This is a genomic window from Aquimarina agarivorans, assembly GCF_000218485.1.
Lineage (GTDB): Bacteria > Bacteroidota > Bacteroidia > Flavobacteriales > Flavobacteriaceae > Aquimarina > Aquimarina agarivorans.
The window spans coordinates 1-17,730 of the sequence record NZ_AFPB01000152.1; the positions used below are offsets into that span (position 1 = coordinate 1).

At 33.2% G+C, this 17,730-nt stretch carries 15 protein-coding genes; 9 read left to right on the top strand and 6 right to left on the bottom strand.

What is annotated here, in order from left to right; genetic code table 11:
- Nucleotides 1-127 precede the first annotated feature (127 nt).
- Together GMC_RS0110745 and pyrE are read right to left on the bottom strand one after the other, a co-directional pair.
- The gene (locus GMC_RS0110745) at nucleotides 128-520 is read right to left on the bottom strand and encodes an orotate phosphoribosyltransferase (protein WP_010522136.1); all 393 of its coding nucleotides are present in this window, start codon (nucleotides 518-520) and stop codon (nucleotides 128-130) included.
- 27 nt (nucleotides 521-547) lie between these two features.
- A complete protein-coding gene (gene pyrE, locus GMC_RS0110750) occupies nucleotides 548-1,189 on the bottom strand; it encodes an orotate phosphoribosyltransferase (RefSeq protein WP_010522137.1) in 642 nt (213 codons plus the stop codon).
- Between the two features lie 8 nt (nucleotides 1,190-1,197).
- Between pyrE and GMC_RS0110755 the strand changes: the two genes are divergently transcribed.
- From GMC_RS0110755 to GMC_RS0110765, 3 genes are all read left to right on the top strand, one after another.
- A complete protein-coding gene (locus tag GMC_RS0110755; RefSeq protein WP_010522138.1) occupies nucleotides 1,198-1,797 on the top strand; it encodes an NUDIX hydrolase in 600 nt (199 codons plus the stop codon).
- A gap of 1 nt (nucleotide 1,798) precedes the next feature.
- Nucleotides 1,799-2,122: a hypothetical protein gene (locus GMC_RS0110760; protein WP_193361489.1), complete on the top strand. Its 324-nt coding sequence runs from the start codon at nucleotides 1,799-1,801 to the stop codon at nucleotides 2,120-2,122.
- Between the two features lie 202 nt (nucleotides 2,123-2,324).
- Entirely contained in the window at nucleotides 2,325-3,938 is a 1,614-nt protein-coding gene (locus tag GMC_RS0110765; RefSeq protein ID WP_010522140.1) for a SulP family inorganic anion transporter, read from the top strand.
- A 317-nt stretch (nucleotides 3,939-4,255) separates the two neighbouring features.
- Here GMC_RS0110765 and coaD read toward each other — a convergent pair whose 3' ends face one another.
- The 3 genes from coaD to GMC_RS22570 all read right to left on the bottom strand — a co-directional run bounded on the left by coaD (nucleotide 4,256) and on the right by GMC_RS22570 (nucleotide 10,051).
- Nucleotides 4,256-4,711: a pantetheine-phosphate adenylyltransferase gene (gene coaD, locus GMC_RS0110770; RefSeq protein ID WP_010522141.1), complete on the bottom strand. Its 456-nt coding sequence runs from the start codon at nucleotides 4,709-4,711 to the stop codon at nucleotides 4,256-4,258.
- 178 nt (nucleotides 4,712-4,889) lie between these two features.
- Nucleotides 4,890-7,079 (bottom strand): RICIN domain-containing protein, encoded by a 2,190-nt coding sequence (locus tag GMC_RS19750; protein ID WP_094766284.1) that lies wholly within the window; start codon nucleotides 7,077-7,079, stop codon nucleotides 4,890-4,892.
- A gap of 383 nt (nucleotides 7,080-7,462) precedes the next feature.
- On the bottom strand, nucleotides 7,463-10,051 hold the full coding sequence (locus GMC_RS22570) for a carbohydrate-binding protein (RefSeq protein ID WP_010522143.1): 2,589 nt from the start codon (nucleotides 10,049-10,051) through the stop codon (nucleotides 7,463-7,465).
- A 1,030-nt stretch (nucleotides 10,052-11,081) separates the two neighbouring features.
- Here GMC_RS22570 and GMC_RS0110795 point away from each other — a divergent pair.
- The 6 genes from GMC_RS0110795 to GMC_RS0110820 all read left to right on the top strand — a co-directional run bounded on the left by GMC_RS0110795 (nucleotide 11,082) and on the right by GMC_RS0110820 (nucleotide 16,451).
- The gene (locus GMC_RS0110795) at nucleotides 11,082-11,285 is read left to right on the top strand and encodes a hypothetical protein (RefSeq protein WP_010522144.1); all 204 of its coding nucleotides are present in this window, start codon (nucleotides 11,082-11,084) and stop codon (nucleotides 11,283-11,285) included.
- Between the two features lie 38 nt (nucleotides 11,286-11,323).
- On the top strand, nucleotides 11,324-12,370 hold the full coding sequence (locus tag GMC_RS0110800; RefSeq protein ID WP_498365822.1) for a glycosyltransferase: 1,047 nt from the start codon (nucleotides 11,324-11,326) through the stop codon (nucleotides 12,368-12,370).
- Complete coding sequence (locus GMC_RS0110805; RefSeq protein ID WP_010522146.1) at nucleotides 12,370-12,942, top strand: RNA polymerase sigma factor; 573 nt, start codon at nucleotides 12,370-12,372, stop codon at nucleotides 12,940-12,942. Before GMC_RS0110800 ends, GMC_RS0110805 begins: the two co-directional genes overlap by 1 nt.
- 116 nt (nucleotides 12,943-13,058) lie before the next feature.
- Nucleotides 13,059-13,934, top strand: coding sequence for a lipoyl synthase (gene lipA / locus GMC_RS0110810; protein WP_010522147.1), 876 nt, complete (start codon nucleotides 13,059-13,061; stop codon nucleotides 13,932-13,934).
- A gap of 6 nt (nucleotides 13,935-13,940) precedes the next feature.
- Nucleotides 13,941-14,942: a type I glyceraldehyde-3-phosphate dehydrogenase gene (gene gap / locus GMC_RS0110815; RefSeq protein ID WP_010522148.1), complete on the top strand. Its 1,002-nt coding sequence runs from the start codon at nucleotides 13,941-13,943 to the stop codon at nucleotides 14,940-14,942.
- Between the two features lie 30 nt (nucleotides 14,943-14,972).
- Nucleotides 14,973-16,451, top strand: a complete 1,479-nt coding sequence (locus GMC_RS0110820) for a response regulator (RefSeq protein WP_010522149.1) — start codon at nucleotides 14,973-14,975, stop codon at nucleotides 16,449-16,451.
- 180 nt (nucleotides 16,452-16,631) lie between these two features.
- On the opposite strand, the gene lpxK is transcribed toward GMC_RS0110820, so the two are convergent.
- The gene (gene lpxK / locus GMC_RS0110825) at nucleotides 16,632-17,642 is read right to left on the bottom strand and encodes a tetraacyldisaccharide 4'-kinase (protein ID WP_010522150.1); all 1,011 of its coding nucleotides are present in this window, start codon (nucleotides 17,640-17,642) and stop codon (nucleotides 16,632-16,634) included.
- Between the last annotated feature and the right edge of the window lie 88 nt (nucleotides 17,643-17,730).

The window sequence follows — 17,730 nt, forward strand, 5'->3', positions numbered from 1 at the left end:
AGGTTATTTTTTAATATGTAACCGTAGCCTCACATACGCTAGCTATTAAAAGGTGATTAAATAAAAAGCTTCCCTTAAATTCTAAAGGAAGCTTTTATACTCTAGTTACGCAGTAATGCACAGCGAATTAAATATTTTTAAGATTTTCAGCCAATGCAGTAATAAAATTTTGAATCGGTTTTTTTATCATCATTGCCATCATGGCGTTAAATTCACCATCAAAAATAAGTTGGGTCTCCGTTTCATTGTCATTTGTTGCTTTCATATTTGCAGTTAAAGTAAATGGAAGCTTGTCACTTGCAGCACCAAGTACCACAGTGCTTGGGGCATTATTTTCTTTTTGTTTCAAAACAATTTCGGGCATTCCTTTTAACTGAAACAAAAATTTATCATCGCTTAGTTTTTCAAATTTTTGTTTACTATCAGGCATAATTTGCTCAAAATTTTCAACTTTAGTTAAAAAATCAAACACTTCCTGACTGCTTTTTCCAATGCTTACTTTAGGACTTTCTAAATTCATTTTTCGTGGTATTGTTTAAAACAATTATTATTTGCCCCATTCAGCGGGGTTGGTTCTCCAATTTTGTAATGTTTCAGCTTGTTTTGCAGTAACATAATTAGCTTCCTGAGCCAATACTATTAAATTTTCGTAATTGCTAAGGGTGTGTAACGTTACTTCTGCGGCAGTAAAATTATCAGCAGCTACTTGAAATCCGTAACTAAATATGGCTACCATACCCAACATGTTAGCATTGCATTTTTTTAACGCTTCAACTGCTAAAAGACTGCTTTTCCCCGTACTAATCAAGTCCTCAATTACTACTACATTTTTATTGGTGGGAATAATACCTTCTATCTGATTTTGCCTTCCGTGTTTTTTTGCCTCGGGACGAATGTATATAAATGGCAAACCAAGTGCATCGGCAACAAGCATACCAATACCAATAGCACCAGTAGCTACGCCAGCAATAACCTCGGCATTTGGATATTGTTTGCGTATAGCGGCAGCAAATTTGTTTTTGATGTCGTTTCTCACTTCAGGAAAAGACAAACAAATTCTATTGTCACAATATATAGGCGATTTCCATCCTGAAGCCCATGTAAATGGGTCTTGCGGTTGTAATTTAATTGCGTTAATTTGCAGTAATTGAGATGCTGTTTCTTTAGCAGTTTTTATATCAAAAATCATAGACGCAAATGTATAAAGTTTTTGTCAATAATTCAGTAATTATCCTGTCTACCGAGTCTTGGATTTCCGATGAGCATATTAAAGTGAATATAAAAAAAGCGAATATGACTAAAATTATAAATGAGCTTTTAATGTATCCTAGTATTAAGTATCATTTGTATCACAAAAAGGAGGATAAACTTTTTAAAATTTTGCATAAAAAATTACCCGTAGTTGCTGCAGGAGGAGGGAAGGTGTATAATGCTCAAAAAGAGATATTATTTATTCATCGAAATGGCAAGTGGGATTTACCTAAAGGAAAAGCAGAAAAAAATGAATCAATATCTCAAACGGCGCTGCGCGAAGTTGAGGAAGAAACAGGAATTGAAAATTTAATTTTAGGGGATTTTATAAGAAAAACCTACCATGTATACCGCCGTAATAATGTGTTTAAGTTGAAGTTGACGTACTGGTTTGAAATGTATTCGGATTTTAAAGGAGAACTACTACCGCAGGAAGATGAAGGAATTACCAAAGTAAGGTGGAAATCATTTAAAAAGAGCAAAAAAGCATTAGAAAACACCTACGGAGCAATTAAAGAGTTGTTTCCAATGGAATATTTTGATTAATATGACAGCTTATCAAGAAAACAGATTAATTGTTTACAAAGCAAAAATAGAAATGCTAAAAAACGACGCTAATTATTTTAAAAAAAATATGTTCTCGTTTGTTTTGTTTGGAATTGGCTTTTCAATTATTGCTCCTTTTTATGGGCAGGATAGTACGAACCTAGGGAATTCCGAAACTGTTGCGGAAAAGTTAGGTGGAGGGTATTTGCAAGCGGTTTTGTTTTGTGCAGCTTTATATTTTACCCTTTTGATAATTGGTACGTTGGTTTTTCCATTACAGGATAAATTAAAAGTAAAAAATTTCAGAAAAAAATTGATGCTATAATGCAGGAAATTGAAAAAGATAAAAATTTATAGTAGGTTGATTGAGTTTGATACAGCCTGCTTCGCCCATTTCATTGATAAGACTAAGGCTTATTTAATTCGTTTTAAAGCTGTACTTTTGCATTTTTAAAAACGGCATTAAAAAATGGCGTGCTAATAAAGTTTAGTAGCTTCATTTTTAATTAATTCAATAAATACATATTTTGAAACAGTATTTTAAAACAAATTCTTCAGGAATTAAAAATGATATTACAGCAGGTATAACTACTTCATTAGCCATGATTCCTGAGGTGGTAGCTTTTGCTTTTGTATTAGGAATTGATCCCTTAGTAGCGCTATCAGGGGCATTTATGGTAGGCTTAATCGCTGCAATTTTTGGTGGAAGACCAGGCTTAATTTCTGGTGCAGCAGGTGCTGTTGCCGTAGTATTGATTCATTTGTTAATTGATGGAAATAAACGCGGTTTAGCCTTTGATATTCCTGTGGAAAATATGGGCTATTTCTATTTGTTAGCTACAGTTATTTTAATGGGAATCATTCAAATAATTGCCGGCTTATTTAAATTAGGGCGCTTTGTACGTTTAATACCGCATCCAGTAATGATGGGGTTTGTTAATGGTTTGGCTATCGTGATCTTTTTGGCACAATTGAAAATGTTTTTTCATAAAACTCCGGCAGGTGTAGCTACTATTATGGAAGGTGCAGAGCTGTACAGTATGATTGGTTTAGTAGCTTCAACCATGGGGTTGGTATATTTTTTACCTAAATTTAAATACACCAAAAAACTCCCTGCAGCATTAACGGCTATTTTAATTGTATCACTAATTAAAATTTTTGGAAACATCAACGTAACTACCGTGGGATCTTACATTAGAGAAGGTGGTGGTGCTGGGTTGAAAGGGAAATTTCCGACGCCTAATTTAGAGCTATGGGAACACTTGCCATTGGCTTTTGATACGTTTACTTTTATTTTGCCATATGCTGCTTTAGCAGCTGCAGTAGGATTAATTGAATCTTTAATGACGTTAAATTTAGTGGACGAAATTACAGAGACCAGAGGGAACGGAAACCGCGAATGTGTAGCGCAAGGAGCAGCTAATGTAGTGAGTGGTTTGTTCGGTGGTACTGCTGGTTGTGGTATGATTGGTCAAACGATGATTAATATTAACTCCGGTGGACGTGGGCGTGCTTCGGGTATTGTAATGGCGGTTACCTTACTGATTTTTATTTTATTTGCCGATACGTATATTGAAATGGTACCAATTGCTGCCTTAGTAGGAGTAATGTTTATGATGGTTATTGAAACCTTTGCTTGGAGTAGTTTCCGAATTTTAAAGCGTATTCCAAAATCAGATGCATTCGTATTGATAGCAGTATCTACCATTACGGTATTTGTTGATTTGGCTATTGCGGTATTAGCTGGTGTTATTATTTCAGCTTTGGTATTTGCTTGGGAAAGTGCTAAGCGTGTACGTGTAAATCGCTCAATTAAGGATGATGGTACAAAATTATATGAAATATGGGGCTCTGTTTTTTTCGGAAGTATCCAAAGTTTCAATTCCAAGTTTGATGTAAACGGTGATCCTGAAAATGTTGAAATTGACTTTATGGAAGCTAAAGTTGCCGATCATTCTGCATTGGAAGCTATTTTTGTTTTGGTGGAGAAATATGAAAAAGCAGGCAAAAAGCTTACTTTAAAACACTTAAGCACTGAGTGTAAAGATTTAATGCGAAAAGCGTCACCTAAATTTGAAGGTGTTATTGAAGATAGTGTACAGGATCCACGATATCACGTAATGGCAAAAGCATTAGAATAACATTTGTGTAGGGTGACCTTATCATTTTAAAACAAAAAGGAGTAATCATAAATTTATAATTACTCCATTTTTCAAATTTCGTAACTTTATTTCAGACTTCAAATTTTTCATTTTAAATGATTGTTTTTTGCATATTACATCATGCCTTAATTAGGGCTTGCTGATTTTTTCTTTCTCCTTCAATCAAAAACCACTAAACTTTATTTTAGTAATTTGAAATTAGAAACGTATAGCGTTGTTATTCTAAACCATTTTTAATGGAAAATCACTCATTACAATATGTCGTAAGCTAATATTTAATGAAAGCTCAGGTCAAATTACTTCTTCCTTACAGTATCGGGCACTAGTACCGTGTAATCGCCATTATTTCTAAGGACATCCCGAACAATACTACTACTAATAAATGATGTTTTGGCTGAGGTAAGTAAAAATACCGTATCAATATCAGTAAGTACTTTATTAGTATGCGCAATGGCTTTTTCAAATTCGAAATCGGCAGGATTTCGCAATCCTCTCAAAATAAATTTGGCATTAATTTCTTTACAAAAATCTACGGTTAAACCACTGTAAGTAACAACGCTGATGTTTTTTTTATCAGCAAAAGCTTTTTGAATAAATTCAACACGTTCATGTAATGAAAACATGTATTTTTTTGAAGCATTTACTCCAATGGCAACCACTAATTCGTCAAACAATTCAGCGCCCCGAGATATAATATCGTAATGACCCAAAGTAAGTGGATCGAATGAACCTGGAAAAATCGCTTTGCGCATCATTATTATATTAAATGTTTGATACAAAATACAAAGTTTCTGTAAGTAAATGCTTAGTTCTATATTTTTATTTTTTGGAAAGAAGTTTAGTTAACCAAAAAAAGACCGCCTTTTCAGGTAGCCTTTTTTGATTGAAAATTAATTTAGTTCAACAAAAATTAAACTATTAGTGCTAGATTTACTTTTTTGAAATCATAAATTTTTCATTGATAACGCTACCATTTGCTGTTTTAATTGAAATAAAATACATGCCATTTCCTAAGGTGTTTAAAGAAATATTTTCAACAAAACTGTGATTGCTGTTAAAATTTCCTTCAGATAACTTTTGTCCTTGTACTGATGTTATAGTGTACGATACGGCTTGATTCATAAACTGTTCAAGGTTTAAGTGAAGTGATTCTGCCGTAGGATTTGGAAATAATCGGATAGTTGTAGTAGCTGTATTATCTAAAATTTTTGCGCCATTCACAGGAACTAATTCAAAACGTTGATTGCTATTTGATGTATTGTATTCCCATACCTGTACATTTTTGTTGATACCTACGCCTTTGTCTAAAGTTCTGTTTTTACAATGGTTAGGTCGTAAAAACACGTTGCCATTGTTGCTAGTTACTATCCATTTTTGATGATTTGAATTAGCACTTGTCCATGTAGAAATATTACTACCGTTGGCACATGCCGCAAAGGGAACCTCTAGGTAACGTTGGGAACCGATGTTTTTAATTGTATGAACACCATTTCCAATATGCTTGAACTGCCATTTTTGATCATTTGAGGTGCGTGCGTCATACATTCTGGCATTGTAATTATCCCGTTTTGGTGCGATAATGTTTTGACTATTTGATTTATTTCTAATAAAATAAGTGCCATTTAATCTAAGGTTACCATTGTTAGGCGTTGGATTAGGCTGAGGAGTTACAACCACAGGTGGAGGAGGTGTGTTTCCGCTACCAAATAAATTAGGTGTTACTTTAATTTGTGTGCTAGTTAAATTAGGAGGAGTACTGTTTATAAGCACTTCGGGCCCACCATTAGGGTAAAGATTTGTTGGTCTAGCTTTGGTTCCAGCTGCAGGAGTATTGAGTGTTATAAAACGTACATCATTTGTATTGTTATTTTGTGGCTTTGGGTTATGTCTTTGACCATTACCTTCAACACTCCAAACATAGTTGTTTTCAAATTTTATTGTGCTATGTTGTATAAAACGGTCTTTGCGCATTACAATACCATCTCTAAAAGTTTCAGGGTAAAATACGTGGTTATTAATCCAGTCATTATTACGAGTTCCTTTGAAACTACCTACGCCTCTTCTTGAGTTTTCAGTTCCATTTTCCTGCATTCCGCCAACACCTTTTGATCTTCTTCCAGGCAAATGAATAGCTACGTTGTTGTTCATTACATTGTTATGTGCATCAATTTCAGTCCAAAGCATAAATCTGAAATTTACACCCAAAACAACATTTAAATCAACAGTACCATTTTGGCAAAAAGCATCAACATCAATACCGTCCAAATGATTTCCGTAACATAAATTGTTTTTTACTGAAAATCCATTAACCGCAATGAGGTGCATGGCTCTGCGGACATTGTTGTAAAAAAAGTTATTTTCAACCGTTACATTTCTGGTTTGGTGTATAAAAATGGTATTAAATCCGTTGATTACTTCGTTATTAGTAATAGTAATATTTCTAGAGTTTAGCGTATACGCGAAGGGAAGTTTGGATTTACAATCAATAAGTCCTCTTTTAGTACCATTAATAGTAATGTTATTTTTTCTTTTTATTCTAAAAATACCATCTCTAATAATAGGTATTGGACTTAATGCATCAGTATTTGCTAGCGGTCTGTTTGGTCCTGTGTAAGTAACTTTACCATCAATCCAAAAGGTTTTATTGGAACCAACAACAATAGGATTATTTACATTAATATTGTTTCTGAAAATATAGGTTTCTCTATTATTGTTGCTAATTCTACTTCTGTTAGCATTTAAACTAGCAGTGCTATTAATGATAATTGCTCCGGCAATATTATTTACCGTTGCGCGACGTGCATTTAGTTTGTTTGCAGTGGATTTTACGGCAGGCATTTGAGCAATATATCCAGCTAACGGACCTTGAGTAAGTCTCGATTGAATAACTACGTCAGGAATAGTTGCTGCATTTAGCGTACGCCTAATCTGATTGATGTTTCCCTTAGGTGCGGGTGCCTTTCTTACCATTACATTACCATTTGGTAAACCAGGTGTTCCAGCTTCTTGCGCAGGAAATGACCGGTAACCTCCATTTAAGGTAAAAACTTGAGCGTTTAAGGATGTTGCAAAAAGGGAGCAAAGTAATATGAGTCCCATTAGATTTCTAATTGTGTTCATTTTTTAATTAGTTAGTTTATAAATAAAAAGTACTATTCGAGCATTACGTAAAACAGCATTTGAGCAAAATATTGATGAGCATATATTTTTACGGCATTAAAAATTCAAAATAAATTTTAGTTTGCTTTGCGTTTTAACTTTAATTTGTGCTTTTTTTAGCAGTTTAGCTTTTGAAAAGCCATTAATGGGAATGAAAGAATCGTTATAGGATAAATTTTGTTTAGGTAAGAAAAAAGAAAATACATTTAGTACGAGTTGCGGCATGCAGTATCATGTAACAAACAATTATTTTAAATGGGTTTAAGTAGAGTAACCTATGTAAAAGCAAAAATCCACCGAACTATAAGTTCAGTGGATTTTTTACAATTTGTGAATATTAAAAATTATTCTTTGATTACTTTAATCACCTTGGTAGTATTGTTAAGGGTTTTAAAGCTTACCAAGTAAATACCGTTGCTATAATTTGAAAAGTCAATGATAGTATCATTTACATTAGTGGTGTTAATTTGCTGGAGAAGCTGACCGTTTAAATCATATACATCTATAGCATCAATACTTGTTGTATCTATAGAATTAACAGTTAAAAAATCTGTTGTTGGATTTGGAAATGCCGTAATTGATAAACTTTCAGATAGGTCAGCGTTTTTAGCACCTGTAGTTTCATTGTAAGTGACTACTAGTTTAGGTTCTCTATTTCCATTTTCTTTAGAGGCAAATGAAACATCATTACCATTATCCATTTCAATAATTAAGGTTATAAAATTTGACTTCTGTAAGTTGGATAAGGTAAACTTTTCAGTACTGTTTAATGGGTAGTTTTTGTTTAAACTAGCCAATTGTCGGCCTTTAGAAGGTCTATTGCTATTATTTAAATTATTTTCATTCCAACCAGTTCCGTTATTTCCTTGATAAACTTTGATCACTCCGTTTCCAGCATCACCACTAACGGTAAGATCTAAATTTGCTGCAGTAATCGAACCTGAAATTTGTCTTAAATCGAATCTCAAATAACTAGTTCTTCTTCCTTTTTCTACTCTTAAAACAGTTGAGTTATTGTTGTTATTTCCCTGTAAGAAAGAATCATCGATAGGAGAAAGCGTGGTTGTTTTAGCTACCACATTTCTAGATCTTTGCACTTGTAAACGATCAATATTATATAAGAAACCATTAGCTCCTTTATAATTTAATTGCAATACCTGGTTTCCTGCAGTAAGATTTACATCAACAGAAACCCTAAAATAGTTATGCCAATTATTGTTTGGAGTCACTGTAACTTCTCCAACCGTGGTATTATTAGCTAAAAATTCAATTGTTCCACCTATTCCATTACTAGAAACATAAGCATTAATTGTATATATGTTTGATTCAGATACATTAACATTGTATGAGCTGTTATTTCCGTTTCTGATAAATCCAAGATTTCGATTATTCGAGTTTGGAGTATTCTCGGCGCGAACGCTACCAGATTTTCTTGCAAAATTTTCAACTTGAATAGTTCCAGGAATTCTGATGGCATTAGCAACAGGTGCTGGTGCTGGAGCAGGAGCTGGTTGTGGAGCTGGTGCTGGCTGCGGAGCTGGAGCTGGAGTTGAGTTTCCTCCTCCAAATAAATTTGGAGTAACTTTGATTTCAGCGCCAGTTAAATTTGGTGGAGCATTGTTAATCAATACCTCAGGACCACCATTAGGAAAAAGATTTGTTGGTCTTGCTTTGGTTCCTCTAGTTGGGTTATTAAGTGTTAAAAAACGAACATCATTGGTGTTGTTGTTTTGAGGCTTTGGATTGTGTCTTTGTCCATTACCTTCAACTGACCAAACATAATTATTTTCAAATTTAATTGTGTTATGCTGTATAAATCGGTCTTTACGCATTACAATACCATCTCTAAATGTTTCAGGATAAAATACATGATTGTTTGTCCAGTCGTTATTTCTGGATCCTCTGAAATTTCCAACGCCTCTTCTTGAGTTTTCAGTACCATTCTCTTGCATTCCACCAACACCTCTTGACCTTCTGCCAGGTAAATGAATAGCTACGTTATTATCCATCACATTATCATGAGCATCAATTTCAGTCCATAGCATGAATCTGAAATTTACCCCTGCTACTACATTTAAATCAACAGTACCATTTTGGCAAAATGCGTCAACATCAATACCATCTAAATGATTAATGTAACATAAATTGTTTTTTACTGAAAAACCATTAACAGCAATTAAATGCATAGCCCTGCGCACATTGTTGTATAAAAAGTTATTTTCAATGGTAACTTCTCTAGTTTGGTGCATAAAAATAGCATTGAATCCATTAATAACTTCATTATTAGTAATCGTAATATTTCTTGAATTTAAAGCATATGCAAAAGGAAGTTCGGATTTACAATCGATAAGCCCTCTTTTGGTACCATTAATAGTAATGTTATTTTTTCTGACCATTCTAAAAATACCATCTCTAATAATCGGGATTGGACTTAAAGCGTCAGTATTTGCTAAAGGTCTTTTCGGCCCAGTATAGGTTAGTAAGCCATCAATCCAAAACGTTTTATTAGAACCAACTACAATAGGATCGTTAACATTCACATTATTTCGAAAAATATAAGTTTCTCTATTATTATTGCTTATTCTGCTTCTGTTAGCATTTAAACTTGCAGTACTATTTATAATGATAGCACCAGGAATGTTATTAACAGTTGCGCGTCTAGCATTCAATTTATTGGCAGTGGATATTACCGCAGGCATTTGTGCAATATAACCAGCTAATGGTCCCTCAGTAAGTCTTGATTGAATTACCACATCAGGTATGGTGGCAGCATTTAATGTGCGTCTGATTTGATTTGCGTTTCCAGTAGCAGCAGGTGCTTTCCTGACAAGCACATTTCCATTAGGTAAACCAGGAGTTCCAGCTTCCTGTGCAGGGAACGATTGATAACCTCCATTTAAAGTAAAAACTTGAGCGTTTAATGAGGCTGTCATGAAGGTGCAGAGAGTTAAAAGTCTCATCAAAATTTTAAATGTATTCATTTTTGAATTAGTTGAATTATTATTAAAAAGCGTAATGATAAAATTAGAAAAAAAGAGTTTCTTAAATTTAACACAGGGATTTCCTTCATGATAATGATGTATTTTAAAATCGAATGCCAATGATGTATTTGGGCTATCTAAAAATTCATTTTGGCGAAAACGAATTTGAAAGTCTTGTTTGTTTAATGAAAAATTTGGATTTAAATTCTAAGCAAGTATTGTATTTTGAGTTAATTGTAGCGCATTGTTCCTTTTGTTTTGAGGTTTGAATGAGCTTTAATAAATAAAATATTACGCAGGGTTCAATTTTAAAAGCAGGAGTGTTTTTGATATTGAATTCCCCATCTATAATGCTTTAACTTCTTTATATTTAACTTAGTAGCTAGGGCTGCGTTTAGATATTTTTTTGAAAACAAAGAACTGTTAGTTTATGTTAAAGAAATTCAAAATCAGCATCGCTAATAAGGAAAATGAAATTTCATATGCCCTAAGCTTTTTTGTTGATTGAATGCAGTTTTGATGTTGTAAAAAAAAGTATTTTAATCAGTTGTTTTAAATAGCTATTAATAGAATTTGTGGGAATAATAAAAAAACCACGTTATATAATATAACGTGGTTTATTACTAATAAGCTAGTTGAGTTTGTTTTGAGCAGTTGTTATTTTTTAAAGGACAAATTTGCAATACTAGTAGTATGCAGCATATTTGTGAATTTTTAAGTGATACAAATTTAATTAGTTTTGTAGTTGTATTTACAATCAATAGATTTTTCTTTCGGTTTGTCAATAACTTAGGGGAAAAAGTTCGAATATGATGAATTTATAACTGAATAAATGTTTTTTTAACGATAATTTTTTCTGTTAAACTTGTTAATTACGATGTTTTCATAAGGCTTTTTGCTGTTTCATAGAAATAAAAAAGTTTGTGTTAGGCATTCATCATTTTGAATTCGTAAATTTGAAACCTTATTTATTCTTGTTATCATGAAACTTATATTTATTACTATTGGTTTACTGGGATTGGCATTTGCTGGGATTGCAATTAAAATTTGGGCAAAAAAAGATGGAAAATTTGCTGGTACTTGCGCAAGTCAGAGTCCTTTTCTAAATAAAAATGGAGAATCTTGTTCTTTGTGTGGTAAAACACCAGATCAATATGAAAATTGTAGCGATCCTCAACATTCATAAGATTCATTGATGGCGACATTTTTTTTATTCTTCTGGGAATAGTCTGCGCGGTAAATTTGTGCTACTATTTAATATTTTCTAAGTTTGTGTTTTCAAAACATCAAAAAAGTAGTGAAGAGATAGCTAATATTTCTGTTTTAGTGCATATTAAAAATCAGGAGGATCAGCTTGAAAATTTCTTGAATCAAATAAAAAAGCAAACCCACCCTAATTATGAACTTGTTTTAATTAATAATGCTTCATATGATAATTCACTTAGTATTTTAGAAGCTTTTGCAGAAGAAAATAGTAATGCAGCAATTGTAAATGTTGAAAATAACGAAGCTTTTTGGGGTAGTAAAAAGTATGCATTGACTTTAGGGATAAAAAAGGCAAAACACAAAAATTTGCTTTTTGTAACTCCAGATATTGAAATACAATCGACAGCGTGGATTGCAGAAATGTCAAAAATGTATAGTAATGACAAGCAAATTGTTTTGGGTTACGTTAATTTTATAAAGCAAGGCGGTGTTGTTAATTTATTGCTACGCTACAATCGGTTAATTACAAATTTATATAATTTTGGATGGGCTGAAATTCATAAACCTTACGTAGCTTGGGAAAGTAATACAGGGTATACTTCTGAATTGTTTTTTGAAAATAATGGATTTTCAACACACATGAATATACAAACAGGTACTGAGGATTTGTTTATCAGGCATGCTGCGACAAAGAAAAATGTTGCTTTTGCTACAGCACCAGAAATGGCTATCCGAGTTGATTCTAGTTTTAAGGAATGGCTTTTACAACGCAAAAATCAATTGATTCACTATAATTTGGGGGCTAAATTAGCGCTTAGTTCATTGTATATTTCGCAATTGTTATTTTGGGTATTGGCAATTATTGGTATCGTGTTATTTCATCATCCAATAGTATACCTGTTAGTCGGATTGCGTTTTTTACTAGTGGGATTAATTGTTGGTAAAGCGGCATTCAAATTGTCAGAAAAAGATGTCATTTATTTATTCCCTCTTTGGGAATTGCTAAGCATTTGTCTGCAAATACCTATATTTATAGGTGTAATATTTACAAAGTCGTCACGGTGATGCAAATTAACAGTCCTCAATTACTTTTGCATATTGAAAAAGCTAAGGAGGGAGCGCAAGCGTCCTTCAGTTTTTTGTTAGATACCTTTTGGAATGAGGTGTATCAGTTTCAATTGCAAAGAACAAAAAATGATTTCGAAGCAGAGGAAATTACAATAATGAGTTTTTCAAAAGCCTTTGATAAAATAGAGCAATTTAATTCTGATTATAGTTTTAAAGGTTGGTTATTCGCAATATCGAAAAATGCACATATTGATCAAGTCAGAAAGCAAAAAAATGATTGGAAGATAGCTACGCAGGCTCAGGAAAGTAGTATGGCAAATACCGTTTTAGATCTTACTCCTACGCCTGAGGATCAGTTGATTACTAAGCAAAATTTAGCGGAATTATTACGTCATATAAAAAAGCTGAAGCCACACTATCAGCAAATGATTCAGTTGCGCTACTTTCAGGAAATGACTTATAAAGAAATGGCCGATGAGTTGGATGAGCCAATGAATAATATTAAGGTTAAGTTATTAAGAGCAAAAAAATTGCTTTTAACAAGTTTGAATGCAGCAAAAAATGATTGAGATTCACGAGTCACTTAATTTTATTTGAAATAGTTTCATTGTATAACAGATGTTAACTTATTTTAAGAAAATATACCATTATAAATTAGATTCGTAATTTTGCAAAAAATATATTTATGAGTATAGATGCTCCAGTTGTTGAAACAAAAAGAACGCCAAAACCTAAATGGTTGCGGGTTAAACTTCCTACAGGAAAAAAATATACGGAATTACGTGGTTTAGTAGATAAATACAATTTACATACGATATGTACTTCGGGGAGTTGTCCAAATATGGGCGAATGTTGGAGTGAAGGTACAGCAACATTTATGATTTTGGGGAACACATGTACCCGTTCATGCGGGTTTTGCGGAGTTAAAACAGGAAGGCCGGATACAGTGGATTGGGCGGAACCTGAAAAAGTGGCACGTTCCATAAAAATAATGAACATTAAGCATGCAGTAATTACATCGGTAGATCGTGATGACTTGGCGGACGGAGGCTCAATTATATGGGCTGAAACTATTCAGGCCATACGCAGAATGAACCCTAATACAACACTGGAAACGTTAATCCCTGATTTTATGGGGAAAAAGAAAAATATTGATAGAATCATCACTGAAGCTCCTGAAGTAGTTTCGCATAACATGGAAACAGTGCGTAGGTTAACCCGAGAGGTGCGTATACAAGCTAAATACGAGCAAAGTTTAGAGGTACTTCGTTATTTAAAAGCAGAAGGAATTCATAGAACCAAAAGTGGTATCATGTTAGGTTTAGGTGAAACAGAAGCTGAGGTTATTGAAACAATGGAGGATTTAAGAGCCGTAAATTTGGATGTGCTTACCATTGGTCAATATTTACAACCCAGTAAAAAACATTTGCCAGTAAAGCAATTTATTTTACCAGCACAGTTTGAAAAATATGAAAAATTAGGTTTGGAAATGGGCTTCAGACATGTTGAAAGTAGTGCATTAGTGCGTTCATCATACAAAGCACAAAAACACTTAACCTAGTTTTACATGTTCAATACTCCTATAAGAGTAGCCATAAACGGTTTTGGTCGTATCGGTCGGAGTTTGTTCAGGTTACTAAATGACAATTCCGATATTCAAGTGGTAGCCATAAATGATTTGTCTGATGCGCGTACCTTAAGTCATTTATTAAAATACGATAGTGTCCATGGACTGTTCAAAGGTGAAATTAATTTTGATGCTACACATATTATTGTAGATCAAAAAAAAATTGCTTTTACTTCATACCATAATCCTGCGCAATGTAAATGGGATAGTGTAGATGTTGTTGTGGAGGCTACTGGAAAATTTAAAAGTTATTCAAAATCAAAAGGACACCTTTCTGCAGGAGCAAAAAGAGTAATTGTAAGTGCACCGCCAGAGGATCATAGTATTAAAACTATAGTATTAGGAGTTAATGATGGTACGATTACTCCTGATGATGTAGTGATTTCAAATGCATCGTGTACTACAAATAATGCAGCTCCAATGATCAAGGTAGTAAATGATTTGTGTGGTATTGAGCAAGCTTACATAACAACTGTACACAGTTATACCACAGATCAAAGTTTGCACGATCAACCCCATCGCGATTTGCGAAGGGCTCGAGCCGCCGGACAATCAATAATACCGACTACCACTGGTGCAGCCAAAGCATTAACTCGTATTTTTCCTGAATTAACCACCTCTTTGGGAGGTTGTGGTATTCGTGTGCCTGTACCTAATGGCTCGTTAACGGACATAACGTTTAATGTAATTTCAGAAACTTCAATAGAAACAATTAATCAAGCATTTAAGCAAGCTTCAGATACCTCTTACAAAGGAGTATTGGCTTATACTGAAGATCCTATAGTTTCAGTAGATATTTTAGGAAATACACATTCCTGTGTGTTTGATGCTGGGATGACATCAGTCATCGGAAAGATGGTTAAAGTAATCGGATGGTACGATAATGAAATAGGATATTCTTCAAGATTAATTGAATTAATTGAAAAAATCGCTTCATTTTGAGTATATTTATTACAAATAAGCAATAATTTAATGGTAAGAACGTTACTTTTTGTATTTTTTTTAAGTTTCCTCAATATTAATCCAGCATCAGCAAGCCTCCAGGGGTTAATAGCTGAAGCATCTACGGATTTATTGTATGATGAAGAAGACTTGACGCAACAAATAAAAGCGAAGACCGACGAAATAGAGGATATTAAAAATTTGAAGTTGGGTAAAATCACTACTATTTTAAGTATTGCTTTAATAACAATTTTAACCTTATTAACCTTGGCGTTGTATAAAAACAATAAACTACGAGCCAGAGCAAATAAGTTGCTAAAGCAAAAAAATGCCGAATTAATTGCAGAAAAGGAAAGGGCGGAAAATGCAAGCGCGGTAAAAGCCCAGTTTTTGTCTACAATTACGCATGAGCTTAGAACGCCTTTGTATGCGGTAACAGGATTAACACATTTATTGTTAGAAGAAAATCCAACTGAAAATCAAAAGGAGCATTTAAATTCATTAAGATTTTCAGGGGAATATTTACTTTCATTAATTAATAATATTCTTGATCTAAATAAGCTGGAGGCTAATAAAGTTGAGGTAGAAATTACTTCTTTTAATTTAAAGAAAAGAATATCCGATGTGCTTATCGCTCTTAATAAAGCAGCGGAAGACAGGGGAAATAAATTGAATTTAAATTTTGATTCTAAAATTCCAAAACGAGTTAAAGGCGATCCGCTCAAAATTTCTCAAATTTTAATTAACCTTATCGGTAATGCTATAAAGTTTACCAAAAATGGACAAATTAATATTCATGTACTAAAGGTAAAGGACGTTGATGGCAATAAAATGGTATTGTATTTTGAAGTAGAAGATAATGGTGTGGGAATTTCGGAGAAAAAGAAATATGATATTTTTGAAAATTTTAATCAAGAATCTTTAGAAGTAAATAGGAAATATGGAGGTACGGGATTAGGGCTTTCTATTGTGAAAAATTTGCTTTCGCTCCTGGATAGTGAAATTAAATTAAACAGTACTGTTGGTAAAGGATCTAAATTTTTCTTTGAATTAGAATTTGGATTGTATCAAGAATCCGAAATTACTAAGAAAGAAAAAGCATTGTCTACTATTAATTTTAAGGAAATGGAAGGTAGGCGTGTTTTAATTGTTGAGGACAATAAAATTAATCAGTTAATTACTCGTAAAATTTTAGAAAAAAATAAAATTATATGCGAGGTGGCTGATAATGGTGAAATAGCCGTTGAAAAAGCTAAAAAATTTAGCTATGATCTAATTTTAATGGATATTCATATGCCAGGTATTAGTGGGGTTGAAGCTACAAATCAAATTAGAAAATTTGATATGCGTACACCAGTAATCGCATTAACCGCCGTTACTTTAGCGGATCATATGGACGAATTTTACGCCAATGGTATTACCGATGTAATTCCAAAACCTTACAAAACTGAGGAATTCTTTTTAAAGCTTCAAAAAGTTTTTAGAGGCGAATATGAGGTTAAAATTTAGATTTTGATTTGGACTAATAGTTATTTATATAAATCAATACAATATATAGTATCAAGTTTAGTAATGTTTCGAGTGATTTGTGAAATGAAACGGAGTGAATTGAATACGGGAGGCGTTGTTTAATAAATACTCAGGCAGATTCATAAAAATTTTGATCTAAATAAAATACCTATAAATTTCCTAACTAGATACAATAGCATTGATCTGTTGTTTAAATGCAGCTTCATTATTTAGGAATTTTACTTTAATAGGCAAGTAGAACAGTTTTTCTTTTAGTATTTCAATGTCCTTCAAACGCATAAAATCCTTTTGAGTAGTGAGTATAAATTGATGGGAACTAATTTTTTTAATTTCACGATCCGAAAACACATGGTGGTCAGGAAAATTCAAGTGAACAAACGTAGCTTCTAACTCATTCAAATGATTAACTAAAGGGGTGGGGTTTGCAATACCAGTGACCAGGCAAAAGGTGTTTTCTGTAAATTTTTCCAAATTCAACTTACTAGTGTTGGAATGAACAGTTTCTGCGTAAGCAATACCAGTAAAATAAACGCTTTGATGGGCAAGCGGATTTAGTTTGGTTATTATTTTTTGCTGTAGGTGGTCGCTCAAATTTAAAGGACATTTGGTGACAACAATAATAGTTGCTCTTGCTGCTGCCGAAATGGGTTCTCTAAGATCTCCAGAGGGAAGCATACAGTCATCAGGATATAAATTGTAATGGGTGGTCAATAAAATTTGTAATCCAGCAGTTACCTTTCGATGTTGAAAAGCATCGTCTAAAATGATGACTTCAGGTTTTGGTTTTAGTTTGCGTAGTTGGTTAATGCCGTTTCTGCGCTCAGCATCAACTGCAACTGTAATATTTGGATAAGTCGTTTTGAATTGCAAAGGTTCATCGCCAATTTCAAGAGCCGTGCTATTGGTGTTAGCTAACTGAAAACCTGTAGTACTGCGTTTATAGCCTCTACTTAATGTGGCAATACGTTTTTCATTTTGCAAAATGTCAATTAGGTAAGCTACAAAAGGAGATTTTCCTGTGCCTCCAACGCTAAGGTTACCTACGGTGATTAGTGGAAAATTATAGGTTTGGCTTTTAAAAATGTTCCAATCGTACATTTTTTTTATAGTCAAAGCCCCCCAATAATAAAAGGGATTAAGTGGCCATAGTAATTTTCTTGAAAATTTCATGTTTACGAAATTACATATAAAGTCTTTATTGTAAAAAAAATACCTAAGAACCGAATAGATATTTTTTAACTTGCTATTAAAGTTCAAA